The organism is Aeromonas sp. R2-3 (assembly GCF_040908375.1).
GTDB lineage: Bacteria > Pseudomonadota > Gammaproteobacteria > Enterobacterales > Aeromonadaceae > Aeromonas > Aeromonas veronii.
Genome location: NZ_JBFODP010000031.1, coordinates 23,787 through 47,837 on the forward strand (window position 1 = coordinate 23,787; position 24,051 = coordinate 47,837).

At 55.9% G+C, this 24,051-nt stretch carries 17 protein-coding genes and 3 pseudogenes; 10 read left to right on the forward strand and 10 right to left on the reverse strand.

What is annotated here, in order from left to right:
• Window positions 1-92: 92 nt before the first annotated feature.
• The gene (locus tag AB5Z02_RS16380; protein ID WP_042084009.1) at window positions 93-1,115 is read left to right on the forward strand and encodes a LacI family DNA-binding transcriptional regulator; all 1,023 of its coding nucleotides are present in this window, start codon (window positions 93-95) and stop codon (window positions 1,113-1,115) included.
• Window positions 1,116-1,455: 340 nt separating this feature from the next.
• Here AB5Z02_RS16380 and AB5Z02_RS16385 read toward each other — a convergent pair whose 3' ends face one another.
• The 3 genes from AB5Z02_RS16385 to AB5Z02_RS16395 form a co-directional block, all read right to left on the reverse strand.
• On the reverse strand, window positions 1,456-2,784 hold the full coding sequence (locus tag AB5Z02_RS16385; protein WP_270803844.1) for an ABC transporter substrate-binding protein: 1,329 nt from the start codon (window positions 2,782-2,784) through the stop codon (window positions 1,456-1,458).
• A gap of 10 nt (window positions 2,785-2,794) precedes the next feature.
• On the reverse strand, window positions 2,795-4,768 hold the full coding sequence (locus AB5Z02_RS16390) for a methyl-accepting chemotaxis protein (RefSeq protein ID WP_158651143.1): 1,974 nt from the start codon (window positions 4,766-4,768) through the stop codon (window positions 2,795-2,797).
• A gap of 93 nt (window positions 4,769-4,861) precedes the next feature.
• Window positions 4,862-7,582 (reverse strand): glycoside hydrolase family 3 protein, encoded by a 2,721-nt coding sequence (locus tag AB5Z02_RS16395; RefSeq protein WP_235634699.1) that lies wholly within the window; start codon window positions 7,580-7,582, stop codon window positions 4,862-4,864.
• A 667-nt stretch (window positions 7,583-8,249) separates the two neighbouring features.
• Between AB5Z02_RS16395 and AB5Z02_RS16400 the strand changes: the two genes are divergently transcribed.
• Window positions 8,250-10,601 carry a glycoside hydrolase family 9 protein gene (locus AB5Z02_RS16400; protein ID WP_235634701.1) on the forward strand — a complete coding sequence of 784 codons (2,352 nt, stop codon included), beginning with the start codon at window positions 8,250-8,252 and terminating at the stop codon, window positions 10,599-10,601.
• A gap of 619 nt (window positions 10,602-11,220) precedes the next feature.
• Here the strand turns inward: AB5Z02_RS16400 and AB5Z02_RS16405 are convergent.
• Window positions 11,221-11,442: a hypothetical protein gene (locus AB5Z02_RS16405; RefSeq protein WP_368216484.1), complete on the reverse strand. Its 222-nt coding sequence runs from the start codon at window positions 11,440-11,442 to the stop codon at window positions 11,221-11,223.
• Between the two features lie 86 nt (window positions 11,443-11,528).
• Here AB5Z02_RS16405 and AB5Z02_RS16410 point away from each other — a divergent pair, with 86 nt between their 5' ends.
• From AB5Z02_RS16410 to AB5Z02_RS16435, 6 genes and pseudogenes are all read left to right on the forward strand, one after another.
• Window positions 11,529-11,834, forward strand: a complete 306-nt coding sequence (locus AB5Z02_RS16410; RefSeq protein WP_064341853.1) for a PTS sugar transporter subunit IIB — start codon at window positions 11,529-11,531, stop codon at window positions 11,832-11,834.
• A 27-nt stretch (window positions 11,835-11,861) separates the two neighbouring features.
• Complete coding sequence (locus tag AB5Z02_RS16415; protein ID WP_064341852.1) at window positions 11,862-13,214, forward strand: PTS sugar transporter subunit IIC; 1,353 nt, start codon at window positions 11,862-11,864, stop codon at window positions 13,212-13,214.
• A 57-nt stretch (window positions 13,215-13,271) separates the two neighbouring features.
• Entirely contained in the window at window positions 13,272-14,651 is a 1,380-nt protein-coding gene (locus tag AB5Z02_RS16420; protein ID WP_100654524.1) for a glycoside hydrolase family 1 protein, read from the forward strand.
• Window positions 14,652-14,661: 10 nt separating this feature from the next.
• A complete protein-coding gene (locus AB5Z02_RS16425; RefSeq protein ID WP_010673336.1) occupies window positions 14,662-14,973 on the forward strand; it encodes a PTS lactose/cellobiose transporter subunit IIA in 312 nt (103 codons plus the stop codon).
• Window positions 14,974-15,212: 239 nt separating this feature from the next.
• Entirely contained in the window at window positions 15,213-15,908 is a 696-nt protein-coding gene (locus AB5Z02_RS16430; protein WP_100654525.1) for a family 16 glycosylhydrolase, read from the forward strand.
• Between the two features lie 78 nt (window positions 15,909-15,986).
• Window positions 15,987-16,115: pseudogene (locus tag AB5Z02_RS16435) on the forward strand (transposase); the annotation flags it as partial.
• Window positions 16,116-16,121: 6 nt separating this feature from the next.
• On the opposite strand, the pseudogene AB5Z02_RS16440 reads toward AB5Z02_RS16435, so the two are convergent.
• A pseudogene (locus AB5Z02_RS16440) lies at window positions 16,122-16,928 on the reverse strand (IS5 family transposase); the annotation flags it as partial.
• A gap of 147 nt (window positions 16,929-17,075) precedes the next feature.
• Between AB5Z02_RS16440 and AB5Z02_RS16445 the strand changes: the two are divergent.
• Together AB5Z02_RS16445 and AB5Z02_RS16450 are read left to right on the forward strand one after the other, a co-directional pair.
• Window positions 17,076-17,297, forward strand: a pseudogene (locus AB5Z02_RS16445) (hypothetical protein); the annotation flags it as partial.
• A gap of 310 nt (window positions 17,298-17,607) precedes the next feature.
• Complete coding sequence (locus AB5Z02_RS16450) at window positions 17,608-17,775, forward strand: hypothetical protein (protein WP_168176960.1); 168 nt, start codon at window positions 17,608-17,610, stop codon at window positions 17,773-17,775.
• A gap of 42 nt (window positions 17,776-17,817) precedes the next feature.
• Here the strand turns inward: AB5Z02_RS16450 and AB5Z02_RS16455 are convergent, their stop codons facing one another.
• The 5 genes from AB5Z02_RS16455 to AB5Z02_RS16475 form a co-directional block, all read right to left on the reverse strand.
• Window positions 17,818-18,114 carry a recombinase family protein gene (locus AB5Z02_RS16455; RefSeq protein ID WP_235634705.1) on the reverse strand — a complete coding sequence of 99 codons (297 nt, stop codon included), beginning with the start codon at window positions 18,112-18,114 and terminating at the stop codon, window positions 17,818-17,820.
• A gap of 101 nt (window positions 18,115-18,215) precedes the next feature.
• Window positions 18,216-20,369, reverse strand: a complete 2,154-nt coding sequence (locus AB5Z02_RS16460) for a nuclease-related domain-containing protein (protein ID WP_368216485.1) — start codon at window positions 20,367-20,369, stop codon at window positions 18,216-18,218.
• Between the two features lie 373 nt (window positions 20,370-20,742).
• A complete protein-coding gene (locus tag AB5Z02_RS16465; RefSeq protein WP_368216486.1) occupies window positions 20,743-21,531 on the reverse strand; it encodes a hypothetical protein in 789 nt (262 codons plus the stop codon).
• Between the two features lie 281 nt (window positions 21,532-21,812).
• Window positions 21,813-23,222 carry a DnaB-like helicase C-terminal domain-containing protein gene (locus AB5Z02_RS16470; RefSeq protein ID WP_100654528.1) on the reverse strand — a complete coding sequence of 470 codons (1,410 nt, stop codon included), beginning with the start codon at window positions 23,220-23,222 and terminating at the stop codon, window positions 21,813-21,815.
• The gene (locus tag AB5Z02_RS16475; RefSeq protein WP_100654529.1) at window positions 23,212-24,051 is read right to left on the reverse strand and encodes a replication protein; all 840 of its coding nucleotides are present in this window, start codon (window positions 24,049-24,051) and stop codon (window positions 23,212-23,214) included. The genes AB5Z02_RS16470 and AB5Z02_RS16475 overlap by 11 nt, the downstream gene beginning before the upstream one ends.

A 24,051-nucleotide genomic window follows, 5' to 3' on the forward strand; every position in this document is an offset into this window, starting at 1 on the left:
AAAGGGTTATCCTAAGCCTCTGATTTATTGAGAATATATTCTTGTAACATTGGTTATAGCCAAGGGTTTTCACAGTCGAGTACGGAGGGCGGATGTCGAAGTCAGCTCAGGAGAAAAAAGCCACTGTCTATGATATCGCCAGACGAGCCGGTGTCTCGGCAAGCACTGTATCCCGGATATTAAACGGCTCGGCCAAAGTGGCCGCAGATAAACGCCAAGCGGTTGAAGATGCAATTCAGGAATTGAATTTTCGTCCCAACCTTATGGCACAATATCTGAAAACGGGTCAATCCATGACCCTTGGGGTATTGACTCAACATGTAGAGAGTCCATTTTCCAACGAAATGTTGCGTGGTGTTGAACATACCCTTCAGGGCATGGAGTATGTGCCGCTGATTGTCAGCGGTCACTGGAATGCGGAAGAAGAAGTCGAACGGTTGCGCCTGCTGGTAGCTCGTCGGGTCGATGGTCTTATTATTTTGACCGGCCACGTAAATCAACAAACGCTGCTCGAGTTTTCACAACAAATACCCATTGTTGCCACTGGCCACAATATCATGACCGAGCGGGTACATTCCTTCAGCATCAATAATCGGCTGGGTGGCTACATGGCAACTCGCTATTTATTGGATCTGGGTCATCATGACATAGCCCACATTGTCGGCTTACCGGATCAAAACGATGCCATCGAACGTCATCATGGTTATCGTCAGGCCTTAGTCAGCGCGGGAATCGAATATGATCCATCCTTGGTCATCCAAGGGGATTTCGCCGAGGCTGGTGGCCTGAATGCAGTGAAGAAACTGGTGCAGAGTGGCCGGAAATTCTCAGCCATATTCTGCGCCAACGATCAGACCTGCTACGGGGCTATTTTGGGGCTCAAGCAGTGCGGCTTAAGGGTACCAGAGGATGTTTCACTCATTGGTTTTGATGACCTGCCATTCTCTACCTATTCCAACCCGCCATTGACCACGGTACGCCAGCCCATCTACGAGATGGGGGTCAAAATGGTCAAGACTCTGTTGGGTTTGATCGAGGGCACGGAGCCAAACTCGGACGAACTGCCCGAATTGAGCATTGTGGTGCGTGATACTACTCTGCCGTACAAAGGATGAATGTCGACTGGGGGTTGTTCCCTGCGCAGCATCCGCTCAAAGCGGCCTTCGGGCCGTTTTTCTTTTGTCAGCCGCCTGTCCAGCGAGCGACTTGTCCTTGTCGCATCTTCCACCTTGTCTCTCTGACGTAGCACAGACTCCACACACAACCCGGCGCACCTCTTCTACCGGCCCCTCAATCCGGCTGGCTCCATAAAACCAGCCAGAGCCTGGCAATGACAACCCGATGACATCTGCCTACAAACCGGCCCTGATGGAAAAAGGCGCCTGAAGGCGCCTGAAGGCGCCTTGAAGAGTCTGCTGATCGCTGCGGGGGATTGCCCTGTGGGCGTGTCCACCGTCAAGGCGCAGCGAAGGGAGACTCCGTCCCGATAGCTGTGCTGGTTGCCAGCGTGGGAAGATGCTCGTCCGCCTCACAGAGACGGGCTCTTTTTGCCGTCTTCTGGGGGAGATACCAGCTTGCCAACCCCTGCTGGATGCGCGCGGCGGCCGCTTCCGGCGTCATGGTGCCAAGCACCACGGATTGCGATACCTCTGCGAGTTCGGTGGTGAACGATGGCTCCCCCCTAGTGAGAAACTGAGCCCCCAGACGCAGGGTAGAGTCACAGGTATCACGCCAGCCCATCATGGTGCTAGCCACCGGATCCTTGAGCTCGAAGAAGTGATTGGAAAGGGAAAAGAAACCCGGTACCGAGTTGGAGAAGCTCTCGGCAAAGTCCGCACTCGCCATCCACTCCACCAGTTTCAGGGCAGCCTCCTTGTTGGGGCTGGCTGCATTGATGCCGATCCCCATGTCAGTGTGATCGGTGAAGTAGCAGGTGTCACCTTCCTGCGCGACGGGGGGCGGGAAGGCACCAAAATTGACCTTGCCGGTAAACTGGGCCAAGGACCAGGAACCCGCCACTATCATGGCGGCCTTACCGGAGGCAAAGGCATCCACCGCCTGAGCCTCGGTTGTATCGGCCGGATGGTCCCCTATGTAAGGCCGCCAGCTCGCCAGCTCACGAAACGTCGCCATATAAGGGGCATCGGTCACTCGCGCCTGGCCGTTGATCAACGCTAGGCGTCCATCTTCCCCATGCCAGTAGTTGGGGCCGATATTCTGGTAGCCAAGCTCGGAGACCACCCAACTGTCGTGGGCCGCCAGCGCAAGCGGCAGATAGCGGCCATCCTGCTTAACCTTCTCCAGCACGGCGAAGAAGTCAGCACGGGTTCGGGGTGTCCTCAGCCCCAGGGTTTTAAAGATGTCGACATTGAAGTAGAACCCCTGGATCACGGAGGCGATGGGCAGGCAGAAGGTCTGGGCCCCGGAGTCGGTCTGCCAAGCGGCCTTGGCAAAGCTCGGAAAGTTCTCCATCCCGGGCAAGTCCGTCAGATCCAGCAAATACCCCTGCTGGAACAGTCGCAGGGACTGATCGTAGGGACGGCAAGTGATGAGATCCCCCGCCTTTCCCGCCACCAGCCGCTCGGCAAGTACCTGATCGTAATCGGCCGAACGCTGCGGTTGCAGCTTAAGGGTGATCTCGGGATGGAGCGCCTGAAAACGGGGCAGAAAATGCTCCTTCCAGAGCACCTCGTCATCCACGCGCCAGGTTTCCAGCACCAGCTCCTGGGATACCGCCGCCGTACTCAACCCCCAGACCAGCAGGGCACTCACAGATTTCCACATCGCCTCTCTCCTACACCTTGAAACGGGCCACCAGACTCTGCTGCTGGCTGGCCAGCCCCGACAACACCTCACCACTGCTCGCCGACACCCGGGACGCCTGCTCGGTCTCGTGAGCCACGTCTGCGATGGCCGCCACGTGCTGGGCCACTCCCTGACTCACCGAAATCTGCTCCGCTGCGGCATAAGCCATGTGATCCGCAATCTCCTTGATGGCCTCCATGCGCGAGGCGATCCCCGCCAGGGCACTCTCGACATCCCGGGTCTGCTGCACACTCTGCTGGGTCTGCTCATGGCTCTGGGCCATCACGCTCGCCACATCGCGGGCGCATCCCTGCAGGTTGTCGATCATCACCTGGATCTCCTGGGTCGCCCCTTGTGAACGGGTAGCCAGCGCCCGCACCTCCTCGGCCACCACGGCAAAGCCCCGCCCGGCCTCCCCGGCACGGGCCGCTTCGATGGCCGCATTGAGGGCCAGCAGGTTGGTCTGTTCAGCCATGCCACGGATCACCTCGAGAATGTTGCCAATGTTGCTGCTGTAGCCTTCGAGCTTGCGGGTGATCGCCATGGCCCCGGCGATGTCGGTCGCCAGTTGCTCGACGCCATCCCGATTGGCCTGCATCAGATGACGTCCGCGCCGGCTCTCGTCATTGGCCTCCCCCACCTCCCGACGAACATGATCGCTCGAGCGCGCCACTTCGGTCGCACTGGTCTCCAGCTCGAAGATGGCGGCCGCCACCTGATCGGTCTGGGCCTTCTGCGCCTGTACCTGCGACATCACCTGCTCGCCGATCTCCGCGGTCTTGCGCGTCTCGCTCACTAGGTACTCAGAGCCGGTCTGGACCTCCATCATAAGCGTCTTGGTGCGGTGGGCCAGCTGGTCGATGGAGTTCGCGACCTCACCAAGCTCGTTCCTGGCGGGGTAGCGAACCCGCAGCGTCATGTCCCCTTGTGCCATCAGACCGAGAACCCGATTGATCCGCACCAGCGGCACCTGGATGCTGCGGGCCGTACTCCAGGCAACTATGAGGGCGATGAGCACGGAACACAGGGCCACCATCACGATCCAGGTGCGGGCGCTGTCAACCGCGACGTCGGCACTCAGCCTGTCCTCCTGCATGCTCTGGTTGCTGATGGCGATAAGCCTGTCCAGGACCTCCCCCAGTTGCTGGCTCTGCGCCTCCTGCTGTTCACGCAAGCCATGGAGTTGCTGGCTGATTTGCTGACGGCGCACCAGGGTGGCAATCAGCCCCTTGTCGCCAAATACCAGCTGGGGAATGCGCGCCACATGGCGGGTGAACCTGGCCTTGACGTCATCGGGGACAACAATCCGCTCCAGACGCTGGTTCGCAATGTCGATGTCTTTGGCCAGCACCCCCTGTAGCGCCACCAGATCCGTGTTGCCGTCGGCACGCAGGATCAGCTTGAGATCCCGTGCAATACCGCTGGTGATGAGCTCCGCCTTGTTCTGCAAAGAGCGCCGCCCCGCCGTGTAACGCACCAGCAAGTCCGCCGCCGAACGGTAGTTGTCGTCCAGGTGCAGCAGCTCGCTCCGCATTCGTGCGAGCACCCGCTCCAGCTCGACCGACTCTTCGTGCAGGCTCATCAACTGCTCAGAGATGGTAAACAGCCGGGGGGCCTGGTCGGTGACCCGGGCGAGTTGCCGCTCACTCTCGGTATCGAGTGTCAGGGCCGCGAATGCCTTGATGTGCTGCTCATAGCGGACCTTGTCATGGGCAACACGCTGACGGGACTCGGGGAACGCCGACGTCTCCCGGATGGCGAGATGCGCCAGGCTGTCCCTGTCAGCCATCAGCAATGCGGCGCGCAGCCGGCTGGCGGTCAGGGCCTGAGGCGTCGCCTCCTCGGTTACCTGCTGGAAACGACCGTGAATGGAGGTCGTCTTCAGGTAACTGATGGCCCCGAGCAATAGCAACAGGACCAGCAGCAGCGTAAAGCCCAATCTGATCCGCTGTACGATCGACATCCTTCTCTCCCACCTCTCCCTCCGCATCGGGGCGGAGCCGGTTATCAAGGCACCAGGAGCCCGACAGGCATCCTGGTGCATCTGGCTGACGGCTTATCGACTCAACCTGCCCTGGCAATCGAGCCTGACCACTTCCCCTGAGGCCCCCAGCAGAGAAGCCGGTACCCAGCGTACGGTCGCCATGTCGATGCGTGCCTGTCCACTGGTGCCCAGGATGAAGGGGGTATTGACCTTCGCGAAGTCCATGCCCTCTTCGAGGCAGCGCAGGGGCAGACTCAGGGTCACCCACTTCTGCGGGGGCAACTGGCGCAAGGCCGGAGCAATCTCGATGGACTTGCCGCAGGGCCAGCCACACTGCAGTCCCAGCGTCATGTCCCCCGCTGGCGCCTGCTGCACCCGCAGCGTCACCTGCAGCTCGCTCTCGCCCTTCAGGTAGGTGCGACGATCCGCCCCCTTGACCTGGGTGGTCTGCAACTGGATCGTGGCCCCGGAGTCGATACCCGGCTTGTCCGCCCCGAGGAAGGTGACCGCTCGCGCATCCTGCTGGCGCAGGTAGTCGATGGGCTGAACCTTGATGAAGGTCATCTCGGTCACGCTGTTGCCGGAGACTTCAGTCCCCGTCCAGTTGCTGGCGTCCCCCATGCGCAGACGGTGTTCTTCACCCGCCTTTGGCCCGAACAGCTCGAGCACCTTGTCAGCGGCGCTCAGTTTGGCGGGGTCGCTCTCGTTGCAGCCGAAGGTACGTTTATCCAGGGTCAGGGTATTGAGGTTGCTGACCCGGGCCGCCACAGGGGAAGGCTTGCCGTAGCTGAGCCCGTAGCCATAGGGGAAGAGCGGTGCGTACTCACCCGCAGGATCCTGCTCGAAGGCTGGGCGCTGCCAGCCCGGGATATGGGTGGGCGTGCGATTGATGGTGGTGGCGCACTTGCTAAAGGGCCACGAGAAGGAGAGGCGTCCCTGGAAGTCATGGGCCACCTTGCCCTTGGCATCCCTGAACAGCAGATCGGTGATCCCCTCCCCCTCGGTGCCCGGCAGCCAGGCGGCGACAAAGGCGGAAGAGAGATTGAGCTCCTCATTGACGTAGAGCGGACGTCCGGAGAAAAGCACGGTCACCACGGGGATGCCGGCCGCCTTCAGCCGCTTGAGGGTCAACAGATCCTCGTGATAGCTGCTCTTGAGATCCCCATAGGCAAGGGTCTTGTTGTCAGGAATGTCGCCGAACCACTCGGCATAGGGATCCTCCCCCATGACCAGGATGGCGACATCGGGCTTGGCTCCCGTAAGCTCACCGGATCCCGTGCTCACCTGCACATGATCCGCACCGACGGTGGCGGTCACCGCATCCAGCACGCTCTGGGCACCGGGGAAATCACCGCGCCCGTTCTCGCTGCCTTGCCAGGTCAGGCTCCAGCCCCCCACCTGCTTGCCCAGATCGTTGGCGGCGCTCCCAGCCACCAGCACCCGGCTCTGCCGGCTCAGGGGCAGGATCCTGCCCTCGTTCTTGAGCAGCACCAGCGACTTGCGTACCGCCTCCCGGGCCAGCGCCTTGTGCGTCACGGCACCAAGTTCACCCTGCTTGCCCGCCAGCTCACGGGCCGACGGCATGGGTTTCTCCCACAGCCCGGCCCGCATCTTGACCCGCAGGATACGCGTCACGGCATCGTCGATCCGGCTTATCGGGATCTGCCGGCTCGCCACGCCATCGAGCAGGCTCTGGCGAAACTCCATCCAGTCCTTGCGCGCCGTGACCATGAAGATGTCGACCCCGGCCAGCACCGCAGGCAGGCAGCTCCCCATGGTACAACCGGCGATCTCGCTGTGACCGTTCCAATCAGAGACGACAAGGCCATCAAAGCCCATCTTGCCCTTGAGCACGTCGGTCAGCAGATAGCGGCTGCCGTGCAGCTTGCCATTGTACTCAACCCCGTCTTCTGGCAGCACGTCGCGGTTGAGCTCGTTGTGCCAGCTGTTGAACGAAGCCATGACCACCTGGGCACCGGCATCCAGCCCCGAGAAGTAGCCCACCGCGTGCAGGTTGCGCAGATCCTCTTCCGAATAGAAGTTCTGACCCCGGTCGACCCCGTTCAGGGTACCACCGTCCCCCACGAAGTGTTTCACGTTCGAGATGACATGGCGCTGGCCGCGTAGATCCGTCGCGGAACCTTGCAGGCCACGCACCATCTCGCCAGCATAGTGATAAACGATGGCGGGATCTTCGGAATAGCCCTCATAGGTCCGGCCCCAGCGATCATCTCTGGGCACCGCCACCGTCGGGGCGAAGGTCCAGTCCAGCCCGGTGGCGGCCACTTCCCGCGCCGTCACCTGGCCGATACGGTAGATGAGCCCCGGATCCCGCGCAGCACCAAGGCCGATGTTGTGCGGGAACAGGGTCGCCGCAAAGACGTTGTTGTGGCCGTGCACCGCATCGGTCGCCCACATGAATGGAATGCGATAGCCCCTGCCCTCAAAGCCCGCTTCCGCCGCTTGCCAGTAAGTGTCGGCCTGGCGTGCCCAGTCCGCTGCTGAGGCGTGTTTGTTGTTGCCTGGCCAACCGCCACCCCCGTTGAGGACGGAACCAATCTTGTAGCGAGTGACCTCCTCTGGGGTCACTTCACGAAAGTCGGGCTGGATCATCTGGCCGACCTTCTCCTCCAGGGTCATCCGGGAGAGCAGGGACTGGATCTGGCGCTCCATCCCCTCGTCCTTGGCAATGGCGCTATGGATCTGCGGCCAAGTGACAAAATAGGGCATGGTCGACAGCTCATCCGCCATCCCGGCACTCCAGATGCCGCACCCCACGAATAGGCAGGTCATAGACCTGGTGAGACCTGTAGTTTTACGCATTTTCCTTATGACTCTCCGGATATTCTCATTCATCGCCTGACGCATCGATCATGGGGGTCCGCCTTGAAAAACAGCCCAAACATGAAATCGATTGCAAGAATATTTAATGGTAAACAGAAATCTCCTCACCCTTCCAGCAGTATCTTTACCCTGCCACGGTAAAAATCCCACCGAGAGAGTAAATAGTGATGTAGCTCACAAAGATCAGACTGTTTCTCGCCAGCAAAATATCCAGGAGGGGATGGAGCACACGGAAAAGCACCATGACAGAAAAAGCAATAAAATTATAAACATATAGTGTATTCTTCATCTCATGCCACTGCATATTTTACCGAGAATGGCACCCATTTGGTTAAACTGGCGGGAAATAAAGAGAGGATGATAAGGATTCAATAGAATTCAAATCTCGTAGATCTACATATCAATAAACGAAAATTTGTAGCCCACATCACAGTTCATAAAGGCAAACTTGATTTGCCACAAACTTTACTATTACCTAATTCGTGAAATCGATTTCCACTCAAGAGTTGTATGTAAGTCTTGACAGTGAAATGCGGGTAGCAGGATGACTCGGTCATTTTCAGCGCGAGTGCGAAAATCGACGCCATTATTTCCGTCTGTGATCAAAGGGGTAACAATGAAAATATCTCGGCTTAGTGCCCTGACGCTTGCCATGTCTTGCGTCATTGGCTTGCATGGCTGTTCCCTGCCCAGCGCAGGGGCATCAGGCTCCGGTGCCTCCTCGGCATCTGCCGGACCTGTGGGTGAATTGCTAACCAACGGGGGCTTCCAAGGAACCGATGGCTGGTGGACGGCTGGGGGTACCCTGAACGCCGAGAACCAGATGGGCTGTATCACCTTCACCGAGTCGGGATCCAATCCTTGGGATGTCATCTTGGGACAGTCCAACCTCGGCCTGGTTCAGGGGCAAACCTACAAGCTCCATTTCACTGCCATGGCCAAGAGCGACATCAACGTCAAGGCCCTGATCCAGCATGATGGCGCCCCCTACACCAACCATATGGTGCAGGACCTCGCCCTCAGCAGCACACCCAAACCTTTCGACATCCAGTTCATGCCCTCCTCCACGGACGAGAAGACCCAGTTTCAACTCCAGATGGGCACCCAGACACCGACCACCGTCTGCATCGGTGAAGCAACGCTCTCGGGTCCATCCCTGGTCAAGAAATCTGATCTGGCCAGCGTGCGCGTCAACCAAGTCGGCTACCTGAGCAAGGCATTGAAACGTGCGACCATCGCCACCGACAGTAAGGACTCGCTCCCCTGGACCCTGCGCAATGCCCAGGGTGAGGCCATCGCCGAAGGCAAGACCACCCCCTTTGGCCTGAATGCCGCATCCGGCGAGAACGTACAGATTGCCGACTTCAGTCAGGTCACCACCCCGGGCACCGGCCTGGTACTGGAGGTCGCCGGCCAGAAAAGTCATCCGTTCAGCATCGGCGATGACATCTATCACACCATGAAATTCGATGCCCTCTCCTTCTTCTATCAGCAGCGTAGCGGCATCGACATCGAGGCCAAATATGTCCAGCGCCCCGATCTCGCTCGCCCGGCAGGACACAAGCCCGAGAAAGTGACCTGCTTCAACAAACAGGATGCCAAGGGCAACCAGTGGCCAGGTTGTGACTTCACGCTGGATGTGACCGGCGGCTGGTACGACGCTGGCGATCAGGGCAAGTACGTGGTCAACGGCGGCATTTCGGTATGGACCTTGATGAACCTCTATGAGCGAGAGCAACTGGCGAAAGAGGGTGACAAGAGCGCCTTTGCCGACGGCAAGGCTAAAATCCCGGAGCAGCACAACGGCCACAACGATCTGCTGGACGAATCCCGCTGGATGATGGAGTTCTTCCTCGCCATGCAGGTACCCGAAGGCAAGAAGGCCTGGGTACCGGTAGGAGATCAATCCAAGCAGCTCGACAGCCTGAAACTGACCGAGATCGATGCCTCAGGCATGGTCTTCCACAAGGTCGCCGATGAAGCCTGGACCGGGATGCCGCTCCCGCCCCACAAGGATCCACAGCCCCGTTTCCTGAGCCACCCCAGCACGGCTGCGACCCTGAACCTGGCTGCCACCGCCGCCCAGTCTGCTCGCGTATGGAAAGATCTGGATCCGGCCTTCGCACAGCGCAGCCTGCAGGCAGCCGAACGAGCCTGGAAGGCGGCCAACCGCCATCCGGACATCTATGCTTATGACAACTTTGTGGGATCCGGTCCCTATGATGACACCAACCTGAAGGACGAATTCTACTGGGCTGCCGCCGAGCTATTTGCCACCACCGGCAAAGCCGAGTACAAGCAGGCCGTCCAGCAGTCCCCTCTCTATCTGGCCGCCCCCAAGGGGGATCGCAGCGCAAGCGGTGATCTCTACTGGCAGGATCTCAGCAGCGCAGGGACCATCACGCTGGCCATGGCGCCTAACAAACTGGGCAAACAGGAAGTGGAGAAGGCGCGCGCCGCTATCATCGCCGCAGCTGACGGCTACCAAAAGAGCGTGGCGACAGAGGGTTACCTTATCCCCTATCAGGCTACCGAATACCCCTGGGGCTCCAACTCCAACCTGATGAACCGCAGCATCTTCCTCGGGTTGGCCCATGACTTCACGGGGGAGCGCAAATACCTGCAGGCCATGTCCGATGCCATGGACTATGTGCTGGGCCGCAACCCCCTCGACCAGTCCTATGTCTCCGGCTACGGCAGTCGCCCTCTGAAAAATCCGCACCACAGGTTCTGGGCACATCCAGTCGATCCCGTGTCTCCCCTGGTTCCCCCTGGAGTGATGTCTGGAGGCCCCAACTCCATCAACTTCAGCGATCCCGTTGCATCCACTATGAAAGGGAAGTGCACCGGCCAGACCTGCTGGAAAGACGAGATAGGAGCCTGGACCCTGAACGAAGTTACCATCAACTGGAATGCTCCCTTCTTCTGGGCTGTCAGCGTGCTGGATGAAGGCGGATTAACCCGTTAAGTGCGCTCCCGATGCTCCGTCACCATGGCGGAGCATTTTCCCCTCCCGACCTTGTCCTTATGCAGATATCGGGCCTGTGTCTATCTTTTTCCCAATTTCCCATCAATGCAAACGCCACAGGGCGAATAGATAAGTGGCCCCGCAAACTCTTGCGTCCCTCCCTTATCCACCACACAGCCTTTACGACAAAGTTATGCCTCCTGAGTGCCTCTCATCCACCTTTGGGCGCAGCTGATTTTCTACCGTTATACCGTGCCATTAGGCCTGCTGACGCAATACGGCAGCCGCTCAGAGCAATCTCTCCTGCGATGCAATACAGTGCTACATACCGGTAGATGAGCCCGTGCCAGAACCTGAAGTCGATACTGTCATCATCCCTTCGGGCTTACGGCAAGGTTAGGTCAACGCCTCCATCGGAGCAGGGCTTTGCCCTAGGTCTGCGAGCTTCTGCAATGAAATCTTGCAACCATCCCACATCTGAAGGTCCCCTATCCCCAACATGCTCCAGAAAAGGCCCCTAGGCCATGACGGGACCTGCCATCAGGGCGGAGTAACAATCAGCAGAGCGCGGTAAAGCACAGGACATCATGGAGGCGGGTATCTGTTGGGGCTTTCAACATCAATGCACCGCGGGAAGAGTACGCTCTGCATCTTGTGGGGCCTGCCCAGCAGGTGTTGGGTTGGCATAAAACACCAACAGACATGAAATCGATATTTCAAAGACAAAACCCAACAACAACCAGATTAAACCAATAACCACACAAACAAAAAACACTTTATTTTCAAAGGATTGATAATCAAAAATGCGCACAAGCACAACCCAGCAAGTGATCAGCATCACAATTACAAAACCCCAAACGTGAAATCGATTTCCCAAATTATTTGGTCGATCTATAGTGAGTTCAATTTAATAACTGAGGAATCATCATGAAAAAAATTATGCTGTGCTGCTCTGCCGGGATGTCCACCAGTCTGCTGGTGAAGAAGATGGTGATCGAAGCCGATAAACGCGGCTTGGCTGCCGAGATCAAGGCTTTTGGCGCATCAGAGTTCGATGATCAGATGCCGCTCTACCAGGTGGTCTTGCTAGGGCCACAGATCAAGTACATGCAACCTGAATTACAAGCCAAGGCAGCCGTTCATGGTGTCAAGGTACAACCCATCGACATGATGGATTACGGCATGCAGCGCGGTGACAAGGTGCTGGACTACGCCCTGTCCCTGATTGGTTAAGCGTGCTCACAAGGAAGGACACACACAATGAGTTCACTCTATGGGATGCTGGTCAAGTTGATCGAACAACGGATCGGCCCATTGGCAGGAAAACTGGGCCAGCAACGCTATGTTCTGGCCATCCGTGACGGCTTCATTGCCGCGCTGCCGTTCATGATCGTTGGCAGCTTTATGCTGGTCTTCATCTTCCCCCCCATCTCCAGCGAAACCACCTGGGGCTTTGCCAGAGCTTGGCTCGATTTTTCCACCACCTATCGTGCCGAACTCATGTTGCCCTTCAACATGAGCATGGGACTGATGACGGTCTTCATCTCGGTGGGAGTCGCATCAAGCCTGGCCAAGCAATACTCCCTGGACCCCATCACCACGGGCTTGCTCTCCCTGATGTCGTTCATGCTGGTGGCGGCACAATATAAAGACGGCACCATCTCCACCCAGTATTTCTCCGGTCAGGGCATCTTTACAGCTCTCATTTGTGCCATCTATTCGACCGAGGTCTACGCCTGGCTCAAGCGCAACAACATCACCATCCGTCTGCCCGAGCAGGTCCCGATGGGGGTAGCGCGCTCCTTCGAGGTGCTGATCCCGGTCCTAGCGATCATCCTGACCTTACACCCCTTCAACATGCTGCTGCAGGAAACCACAGGCATGATCCTGCCCGAGGCGATCATGGCCATGCTCAAACCGCTAGTGGCGGCTTCCGACAGCCTGCCTGCCGTCTTGCTGGCGGTGCTGTTGTGCCAGATCCTATGGTTTGCTGGCATCCACGGCACCATGATCGTCACCGGCATCATGAACCCCTTCTGGATGGCAAACCTAGCCAGCAACCAGGCCGCACTAGCCGCAGGTCAGGCCATTCCTCACACCTTCCTGCCCGGTTTCTGGGATCACTTCCTGTTCATCGGCGGCGTGGGATCCACCTTGCCACTGGCATTCCTGCTAATGCGCAGCCGTGCCGTACACCTGCGCACCATAGGACGAATGGGCGTGGTCCCCGGGTTCTTCAACATCAACGAACCGATCCTGTTTGGTGCCCCCATCATCATGAACCCGGTCTTCTTCCTGCCCTTCATCCTGGTGCCGGTGATCAACGCCATCCTGGCCTGGTTTGCCGTGGATCTGGGTCTGGTTGAGAAGGTCGTGATGCTGACCGCATGGACCACTCCGGCCCCCATCGGCGCCTCCTGGGCGACCAACTGGGCCTTCAGTCCGGTCATCATGTGCTTCATCTGCATGGGGATCTCCGCCCTGATGTATTACCCCTTCGTGCGGGCTTACGAACGCACCCTGCTCAAGCAGGAAGCCGAGACGGCTGAAGCGGAAGAAGCCGCCAGATCAGAAAAAGCAGACACAATCACACCGATTCAGAGTCAGGCGTAAGCACCCGGCGTGCGGGCGCCACGCCGCCTGCACGCCGGTCATCAAGAGGAAACTGCAATGCAATATACATTCCCCGAAGGCTTCTGGTGGGGTAGCGCCTCGTCGGCCGCACAATCGGAAGGGGCTGCCAACGTGGGCGGCAAGGCACCGACCATCTGGGATCACTGGTTCGAGACGGAGCCACATCGTTTCCACGGTCAGGTAGGCCCAGCCAACACCTCCACCTTCTACGATCGTTATCGTGAAGACATCGCATTGATGGAACAGATTGGCCACAACAGCTTCCGCACATCCATCTCCTGGGCCCGGTTGCTGCCGGATGGCCACACCGTCAACCAGGAGGCCGTCGACTTCTACAACAAGGTTATCGATGAGCTGCTGGCCAAGGGGATCAAACCCTTCATCGGCCTGTTCCACTTCGACATGCCGATGTACTGGCAGGAGCAGGGGGGCTGGGAGAGCCGCGAAACCGTGGCGGCTTATGCCGAGTACGCAGAGCTCTGCTTCAAACTGTTCGGTGATCGCGTCGCCTGCTGGATGACCTTCAATGAACCAGTGGTGGTGGTGGAAGGTGGTTATCTGTATGACTTCCATTACCCGAACCAGATGGACTTCAGACGGGCAGCCCAGGTGGCTTATCACATGATGCTGGCCCACAGCCTGGCGGTGAAGCGTTATCGAACACTATCCCTGCCCGGCCAGATCGGCATTGTCCTGAACCTGACCCCCTCATATCCGCGCTCTTCAAACCCGGCGGACTTGAAGGCCTCGTTCATTGCTGACCTGTTCTTCAACCGCGCCTTCCTCGATCCTGCGGTGAAGGGAGTTTATCCCCAGGAGCTGATCGATATCCTGCGCGAACACGATCAGATGCCCGTGGTGCAAAGCGGCGACTGCGAACTGCTGGCCGCCGGCAAGATCGATCTGCTCGGCATCAACTATTACCAGCCGCGGCGAGTGAAGGCACGCATGACGGCCATCAACCCGGACTCCCCTTTCCTGCCTGACTGGTTCTTCGAGAATTACGAGATGCCAGGCCGCAAAATGAACCCTTATCGTGGCTGGGAAATATATGAGCGCGGTATTTATGACATATTGATCAACCTGCGCGACAACTATGGAAATATTCCAAGCTATATCTCCGAAAATGGCATGGGTGTCGAAGGGGAACACAGATTCATTGGTGAAGATGGTCAGGTAAAAGACGACTATCGTATCGACTTCATTCGTGGCCACCTCCAGTGGATTCATACCGCCATTGCTGAAGGAAGTAATTGCCGTGGTTATCACCTGTGGACCTTTATTGACAACTGGTCCTGGATGAATGCCTACAAGAACCGCTATGGATTCATCAGCCTTGATTTGGAAAGCCAGCAGCGCACCGTCAAGAAAAGTGGTGAATGGTTCGCCAACGTCTCTCGTAATAATGGATTTTAAGGAGTCATAAATGATGGATCTTGAAGAAGCAGTCATGGGCATCATCGTCAATGCCGGTCAGTCTCGCAGTCTCTGTTTCGAAGCCCTGCGTCAGGCTCGTGCTGGCCAGTTCAGCGAAGCGGATGCCTTGCTGCTCCAAGCCACCGACGCAGGGAAGGCTGCCCATGCCGTACAAACCAAACTGATTGAAGCCGATGAGGGCGAAGGCAAGACCAAGATGACACTGGTCATGGTACATGCTCAGGATCACCTGATGACCTCCATTCTGTGCCGCGAACTGGCCACCGAACTGGTCGAGATCTATCGCCGCCAAGCCAGCTGATTTTAACTCATCGGATCGGGAGTCCGTGCTTTTGCCACCGTTATATACGGTGGCTTTTTTTATTCTGCTTATACCAACCAGTCGTCATGTATTTCATACCTTTTCAGGCAATTTCAAAAATATGAAACTGTCATGACGCGATACCAGTATAAGTTTCAATATATGTTAATGGCTATTCTTATGCTGCTTGTAGTCATCAATAAAACACTCATTAATAAACACACAGGAATTTGGATAATATGCGTAAACTTGGACTGATGTCAGTATTGCTGATGGCGGGAGGATTATATTCCACTCAGGCATCGGCATGGTGGTGGAGCAATCAGGATTGGCAGGTCTCTGATGGTTGGCGTAATGGAGGGTCAGAATTCGACTGCACCTGGCGCGCCGCCAACGTCTGGATGGAGTCCGGCATGGCCATCCTCCATGCGAAATCCGACAAAGGAAACAAGAGCTGCGCTGAGCTGCGAACCTACAACTACACCCGCAAGGGTCGTTATGAGGTGCAGATGCAGGCAGGATCGGTGCCCGGCACCATCAGCTCCTTCTTTACCTATACCGGAGATGCAGGCACCAGCTCTCACTATGAAGTCGACATCGAGCTGATGGGGGGCACCAACCTGCTCCATACCAACGTCTGGATCCAGGGGCGTCAGTATCCTCAAGACATCGATTTAGGCAAGTACGGCATGTCAATCTGGAATATGGAGCGCTACGCCTTTAATATCGATGCAGCGGGTGTCACTTGGCAGGTGTTCAGCCGCACCCAGAACAAATGGGTGAGCGTGCGCCGAGAGAGCCGCCCCGTCACCAGTTGGATGCAGGTTTTTGTGAACAACTGGATCAGCGCCAATCCCAGCTTCCCACCAAGTACCTACAACAGCCAACCTGTCTACGCCAAATACAAGTACGTCAACGTTACTCCATGGGAATGATAGTAGGCTACGTAGTGGCCTAATCATCCCGGACACCATTTTAGGTGGTACAGTCGCCACCATGACCTGAGGTGTTCAATGACAAGATTACGTCGCTCATTTACTGCCGAATTCAAACTCGAAGCCGCATCCCTGGTGCTCGACCAGGGATATTCAGTCCCCGAAGCAAGCCGTTCACTGGATGTCGGTGAAACCGTACTTCGCCGCTGAGTTCAGCAACTGCTTGAACCGATACATCGCCGCCTCTGCCAGCGAGCGCCGATTATATCCCGACATCTTCTTCCAGTGCGCCAGCCCTTCCTTGCGCATCTCCAGCACCGCCTCATTTCTCGGATGTCCCTTTTCCCATAACCCCGCGTTCTTGCGAGGCGGGATACAGGCTGTCGCCCCTTTGCGCGCGATAAGCTGATGGCTGGCTTTGCTATCATAGGCGCCATCCGCATAAACACGTCCCAGCTTGCGCCGCAGTGGGTTGAGCAAGGTCGGCAGCACCTCGGCATCATGGACATTTTCCAGCGAGACTTCCGCCGCCACGATATCGTGGGTCACCGGGTCTACCGCCAGGTGTAACTTGCGCCAGACCCGCCGCTTCTCAGCGCCGTGTTTTCTGACCTTCCACTCGCCTTCACCAAACACCTTCAGCCCGGTTGAGTCGATAACCAAGTCGGTAATGCGCCCCTTTGGGGGCTGTCGATAAGCGACCGTCACTGTGCGTGCTCGCTTGCTGACACAACTGTAATCGGGGGCACAAAGCGGTACGTTCATCAACTCGAACAGGGAGTCGAGTAGTCCTTGGGTGGCCCGCAGAGTGAGGTTGAAAATCCCCTTGAGCATAAGGAAAAGGAAGGTACAGATGATCTGGTCAGTGTAAAGCTGGCTGTGGCCCCGGCCCCCATGATGGCCGTGGTGAAACCAGTTGTTCATGGCCTCGGCATCAACCCAGAAGGTGAGTGAACCACGGTTAACCAATGATTTGTTGTATTGAGGCCAGTTGGTGATGGGGAGAAGCGACGTACCCATGATGCAGACTTGAAGAGGATGGTGGTGATCAGGTCACCGAGTCCTCAGTTAGTTCCATTCAAGCTGCATCGATTTGGGCAACAACGCCGGTGGCGACTGTAACACCTAAAATGGTGTCCGGGATGATTAGACCACTACACGCCGGGATGGAAGAAAAGAGGATGGAAACTGAAAAGTGGTAAGCAAGTGGCTAATAGATTGTTGGTCGAAGAAGTATATTCAGCATTCGCACGCATAAAAAACAAGGTTTCAATTGAGCGCGATTTTGGCCGTGCAGGAATTGAAGGTAATGAGATAGCGGACAAACTAGCAAACTTGGCGATCACTACCAACGAAGTGGAGCTCGCCAGACTCAATGATGATCTGTAACAATCTCACGTCACGACAGTGTCTAAAGAAGCCGGGGCGATTCAGTGAAAATAATCCAACTCATTGAAATTTAAAAATTAAAGTGTCAATTCTTGGCATAAGGCATTCTTTCTTTGAACCCTCATATAGCACACAATTATAACACCGTGTAAAAATCTTTATTTTTTCACTGTTCCCACTTTTTTCAAACAGGCGCTAAAATTTTTCTGGCGGATATGAAATGTGATGGACATCACGTTCCGCAATGTATCAATTAAGGATAACGGTGCTGCCGAATTAGGCAATACCGCATCGGAAAAGGAGCAAGCCTATGTCCTGGTTTCGTGATTTTGTAGAAGCAACGGTTGCCACCGCGGTAGTGATTGTCTCTCTGCCTGTGCTGGGCCCTGTGGGTGCCATCTCCTCAGCCGGGGTAGCTGTTGCGGTGGCGGTGGGTGCTGGCACCGCAACCGACAAGTACATGGATGAGAAGGGATAGTTACAAGCTAGCATACATCGTCTGAGCGACCGTCACTGGCACTCAGGCGTTGTTAGCGGCGGGCATGAGCTTGATATGTGAGAGGGAAAGAGCATGTTTACCAAGATGATGTGCAATGGATATTGCCTGTAGTGCCTTCACTGCTCCCGATACGCCTTCGTCAGCGAACCAAGTCTCAACCTTGTGAGTCTGCCCAATACTGTGACGCTGAGCTCCAATACTCTGTTCGTCCGTGCTTACTCTGAGATACCCAATCAACGCCACGATAGTCTCGACAGTGAGTACGACCGCCAAGACCCAGAAGAGGAGCAGCGCAGAGAAGTATATCGCCGCGAACATGGTTGCGGCTTTATGAATGAGCGCTGGAACCCATACTAGTTCCGATCAACATATGGTGACGTCGCCAATGACTGGCAAGCATATTTGAGTGATCTTGATATCTAAAGCAAGTCACTCCAGACCCCATCGGACTCGATCAACCTAACAAGAGCTTGCGCACTGAATCCGTCGGCATACAGAGTCTCTACCTCATTCCCAGCCTCAGCCTCATCCATCTCTTCAAACTCCCGCAGATAATGCGGTTCATCGCGCAAAGCGATCTCCATGATCTCGCGGGAGACGACGTGGAACCCATCGACAACCTCACCATCAAATTCAATCGACGTATCCACAACCCAGGCATGCAGGGCTGGCAGAGGATTAACATCACTCAGCAATAGAGCTGAACGCAACCCTTGGTCATTTTGCAGTGCTTGAAGCACAACCGGTTGCTTGCGCTTTAACTGCCTCGCCGCCTTGCGCAGGGTATTGGTTCGATGCAGCCAGACTTCATGGCGAGTTGAACGAATGAAGCCAGACTTGACCTCCAGCAGCAACGCAACCCCATCCAAGTGACAGATCAGGTCCACTTCGCCAGCATCGCGCTCATCACTCAGTGGCGGTTGGTAGCCCACCACGACGTGGAATCCCCTCTGCCTTAGCGCTTCGGCAAGGGTATGTTCAATACGCTCCGTTTCGCTGCGCAAAGCTGGCCTGCGTTGTTCAACACGACGCAGGTTATTCACCGCAGCGGTCAGATTGTTCTGTTGACCGGCAACCCAGGGGAACTGAAAACTGTAGCGGCCAATCTTGTAGAACGGCCGCTCGTACAGTCGTGGTGACGGTATGTTTGGCGCTTGCCTTATCTGCGCGGATAGAGCCTGCAGATCACTGGTCCAGAACTTCAGGATGGCTTCGGCCGCCTCGGGGTCGCCCTTGGGATGCTCAGGGCTGACGGTCCAACCACAAATACGACGGATCTTATCTTTCGGTTCCGACCAGGTGATGGGAAAGCGGTTCTCACCATGCACAAGTCCTTCAAAAGCCAATTGACCCAGAGCCTTCACTGCTACACCTGAGTCATCCATATAGCGCAGAAAAGGCTGGAGAAATGCCTGCTCGAAGAACACGGTTGTCAGCTCACTGGCTAATATCGCGTGGTGCAGGGCTACCTCAGCTCCATCGTTCAGTCTGACCCGCTCACCCAACCCGAAAATGGTCTGCAGGTAGAGCTGACTGCGAATGGCTTTTATGTAAGCTAGCTGATTCGCTTCGTGGTTTTCCGGCCTCCCTATGATTGCGCCAGCCATATCGGACGCTGCGAATTGCTCAATCGCGCGGTACATCCAGTAGTGCCAAAGCAACCTGCTTTTTCTCTCAGTACGCTGCCAGCGCTGTGAGCCCAAATCAGTTTTATTGAAGATGACCGGTTGTCCCGGCTTGAGCTGGTAACCGCAATCGCTGTCAAAACAGAACCAATTGATGGAATTCTCGTAATCGATTCGCTCGCGCATAGCGGCAATAAGCAGGGCAACCGATTCGAGGTTGGCAACACACTCTCGCCCCACACCTGACGGTGGAAAAAGGAGTGGCGACAAATGACGCTTGAGAGATCGGCCGAGAACCTCCTCTGTCAGTTGAAAATCACGCTCGGAACAATTCAACAGTTTGCGCGCGATAATCCGATCATAGACATCCCAATCTTCCGCACTGCTGTCTCTATCCTTAGCGGCACCAAGTTGCCCATAAGCTGTCACGCTCAAATAGGAAAGTAGCTCTAATAGCGTAAGCGACTTCAGGTGGGACTCAGCCAGTTCGATGGCTTTATCGAATGGTTCGAGTTGCTCAAGCAAGCGATCACAGACGCCGAAAAATTCGCACCAATCCTTGCTGACGAGATTGTCCCGAAGATGCTGCCAGAGCGGTGAATCGCTGCGTGTAAACAGCTTCGAGTAACGAATCGCCCAACGCAATACATCTGGATGACGAGCGGCCAGATGATCCAGCAGCGCAGTGCTAATAGCATCCTCAAAATGCAAAATACGTCCCAGTGCCAAGCTTGCCAGTTGAGCACCTTCAAGATTGACTGGCTCCCACCAAAAGGATGCGGCAGCCAGTCCGGCAGCACGATTGCGAGTTGTGTATTTGCCGCTCGGACGTTGATCCAGAAAGTCGTGAAGGCACTCATCAAGTGCGGCGAATGGGGCAAGCTGCTGTGCATATCCAGCAAAACGAGTCTGGTAAAACTCCTGGCATTGCCGTTCCTGGCCTTGCATATCTGGTGATCCTTTTCCTGCCGTCGAACCTTGATAATCAAAGAGATTGAAATCAGCCGCTCATTTGAGGCCCGCAACGAGTCGGGCAATCTGTATGGAAGGAAATAGTTAGCACGTTTCCCTGAAAGGGGAAACTGCTGATGAGGAGCCAAGAACTGGCAATTACAGATGTGGTAAGCAGGGCGGCAAATCAAAATGCCCCACAAATGCCCCACAGAACTGGGGGACCGGAAAAGCACAAGGGCCTAGCCGAAGCTAAGCCCTTGTTAGATTTGGTCGGTGTGAGAGGATTCGAACCTCCGACCCCTTCGTCCCGAACGAGATTGCCACGATGGCTTTGGGGCTTTCATTCGATCTCGCAAAATCAGTCATCCTAATCAACCTCGCTATCTTCGTCCCAGTTGGGTGGATGCACAAACGTTACTGTCGATTTCACCTGCATGCTCCCGTGGCTAAGGCCCGAATTTTCTCGCGCCCCCCCATCGCCGTACTTCTTGGGAGCCAACTTCGAGGCCAGCCATTTACGAGCATCGATCTGCAGGCGGGCACGAGCAATCACATCATGGTTAACTTTTACGTTCCCGTTGGCGTCGAGAAAGGTGTCATTACTGCTGTCATCGGCAATCTGGAGGATCTCGTCGGCCAGTTTGTCGGCCAGCTCCTCGCGCGCGCACGCGTACTGGTCCCTAAATTCTATGTAGCGTTCATCAGCCAACCAGCGCATCACCATAGATTTGGACGGCATGCCTGGACGCGCAAGCACTGCGCGTAGACTCACTCCATCAGCAATGGCGCTGCATATAGCCTCACCCAACTCGTTTGTGAATGTACTCCGACGACCTCTTGTTACCGTCTTGGGATTCGACGTATTGGTTTCCACAGTGGAAACCTGAGGAGTAAAAACTGGGATCATAACTTGAGTTGTAGAATCCACGTGTTCAGAGCCCCTGATAGGGGCCGTAGGCATACCTGAAGATGAGGTAGCGTTAACGGGTGTTATAACTCTTGACCATTTGTGCGTCTTGGCCCGCTTGTTAATGGCGGTATGTGAAATGCCGTGCTCTATCGCTATTTGGCGTACACTTTGGCGGCCAGCACAGTACGCGAGTTCGATACTGTGCCAGTCTGGGGAATCCGTTGTATGCATAGAGGAATAGGTCATAGGCGACCAGTATTTACGAAGGCGCAGGTTGATATCCAGCCCTACAGGGGGGAGGATGATAATCGTTGCCCGGATGTGCGGTAATAAATCAGTCTACCTTCCTTAGATGGAGTAGTAGATTACGCATCCGGCGCGAGGCTCCTCAGGGCAAGGCATTGCAGCCAGCAGCAGGAAATCGGTGTGTAAATGCCCCCTGCGCTCCACTTAGGCATATGATGTCCATCAGTAAAAACTACATCACCTTCCCAAGTTATTTATAGTTAATATTTAATTTCAATTACTTAATCACTCCATCCCCCTTTGTGTACCTTACCCTTGGCCGACGCCACCGCTACCTGAACCACCCGATCTACCTCCTCAGCACTGATGTTTGAAATCACCCCTTCCTGGAATCGACAGTATGCAGTCCCCGTATTACCGCTCCGGTTCAGACGCACACTCAGTTCTAAGAGCCCTTGGCGAGGAGAGTTCTCGTCATACACCTCGTCCCGGTACAAGCCAATCCAAATGTCGCAGTCTTGCTCGATCTGGCCAGTGTCACGGCTGTCGCTCGGCATGGGCCGCTTGTTGTCCCGAGATTCAAGACCACGATTGAGCTGAGTCAGCAGCACTACCGGGCAACCCATCTCCTTGGCCAGTTCCTTGAGTCCCTTGGTGATCGCCCCATACGCCAAGTCATTGCGTTCAGCCTTATCCGCCTTCATCAAGGTCAGATAGTCCACCGCAATCAATCCCAGTTGACCCAACTTACGGCGCAGACGACGACACTCCCTAACAATCTGGGACAGGCTCATACCCGACTGATCGGCAAGGTGAAGCTTGGAGTAGCCCAACTCGGCCGCTACAGAATAGGCCTTGTCGATCGATTGCTGGTCTTTCGCATGACTCAGCTCCTGCCGATTTATTCCGACAGCCTGCGCGATCATCACCTCGAACAGCTCAACACTGGTCATTTCCAGACTGAAACCAACAACCGGCAGCTTTTTCACCAAAGCAGTGTGGTTGCACAAGCTGGCCATCACCGTCGATTTACCCATTTTGGGGCGTGCCCCAATGCACACCAGCGCGGTCTTGTTGATCCCGGACGGGTAGAGCAACTTGTCGAGACTGTCGATCCCTGTCGCGTAACCGATCATCTCGTTAGGGTTGAGGTTAGAGCGGCGCTCCATCTCGTCACACCACTGGCGGACTATGTCTGAGGCTGGCGACGCTAGGGCCGACACACCATCAGAGCGCTTGCTGTCGATTTCCCCCAGCAGGCCATCCATGGTGGCGAACCGCTCTTCGGTCGAGCTGAATCCAGGATCCATCATCGCCCCAATACAATCCTGCAGCCTAGCAACAGCAAAGCGACGATCTGCATTTTGGCGCACGATGGCACCATAGGTAGTGATGTTGGCCGCACTCGGCGTGTTTTTGATGACTTCTATCAAGTAGGCCAAACCGCCAGCCTCCTCAATCAGCCCACTCTCATCCAAACGGTGGCTGACCGTATTGAGGTCAACAGGTTGGCGCGTAGCCACCAACTGTGAGATGGCGTCAAAAATGATCTGGTGCGGCCGGCTGTAAAAATCCCGCTCAGACAGAGAGAGCTCGTGGAAAGCTTCGGCGCGGATCATCAGCCCACCCAGCGTCGATTGTTCAGCTTCAAAGTTGTGCGGAGGGACCAATCCCAGAATGCTACTCGTCATCGAACCGCCCCTCCATTACGCCCAATATGCAGCGCTCGGTGATCAGAAAATCCAGATTCTTCCGTTTCCAGCTCGACCTGCCATCCTGCCGTGGTCGACTCTCACACATCCAGCGGCAGTTCTCGGCGATATATTCCAGGTACTTACGCCAGCGTTCTTCGGTAAACTTGAACTTGTGCCAGAAGTTACGAATTTTGGTCTTGCGTGCGTCGGTAAGCTCCCGTATTGCAGCCATCTCAGGCAGTACCTCGTGGTAGATATCCACGATGGCTTGAAAGGGTGTGTGTTTGCTCTGCTTGACCTGTTGTTGTTCGACTGTGGGGGCGTCAGCACCAGCTGATGCTCCATCAGTATTTTTCTTTTTTGTCTTTTTAGTAGTGTCTTTTGTGTGTCCGGGTTTCTCTGACAAGACTGTCATGGTTTCCGTGACACCATTTGTCATGGTTTCTCTGACAATGTCAGACTTCCTATGACACTCAGTAACTTCCCACTCACTCAGGCAATTGTTGGGACCGATTTTGCCCACCTCACGCACCAAAACCTTCATACGTAACAACGTGTTTTTGGCAAGACTGACCGCCTGGCGCGACATCCCTGTGCGCCGGGCAATCTGGCCGTCAGAAATGCGATCCACCTTCTTGTTAAACCCGAAGGTGCAGCGGGTAATGGCATGTATCACCTTCTGCTCATTCTTGGTGAAATCAGCCAAAATGATGGCGTCATAGAGCTCATTGGCAATCCTGGTAAAACCGTCAGCCAGTTGAGCCACACGGACAGCCGGTGGCTGAACTGGCGCGTGCTTGTCCGGAAACATATAAATATCAGCCAT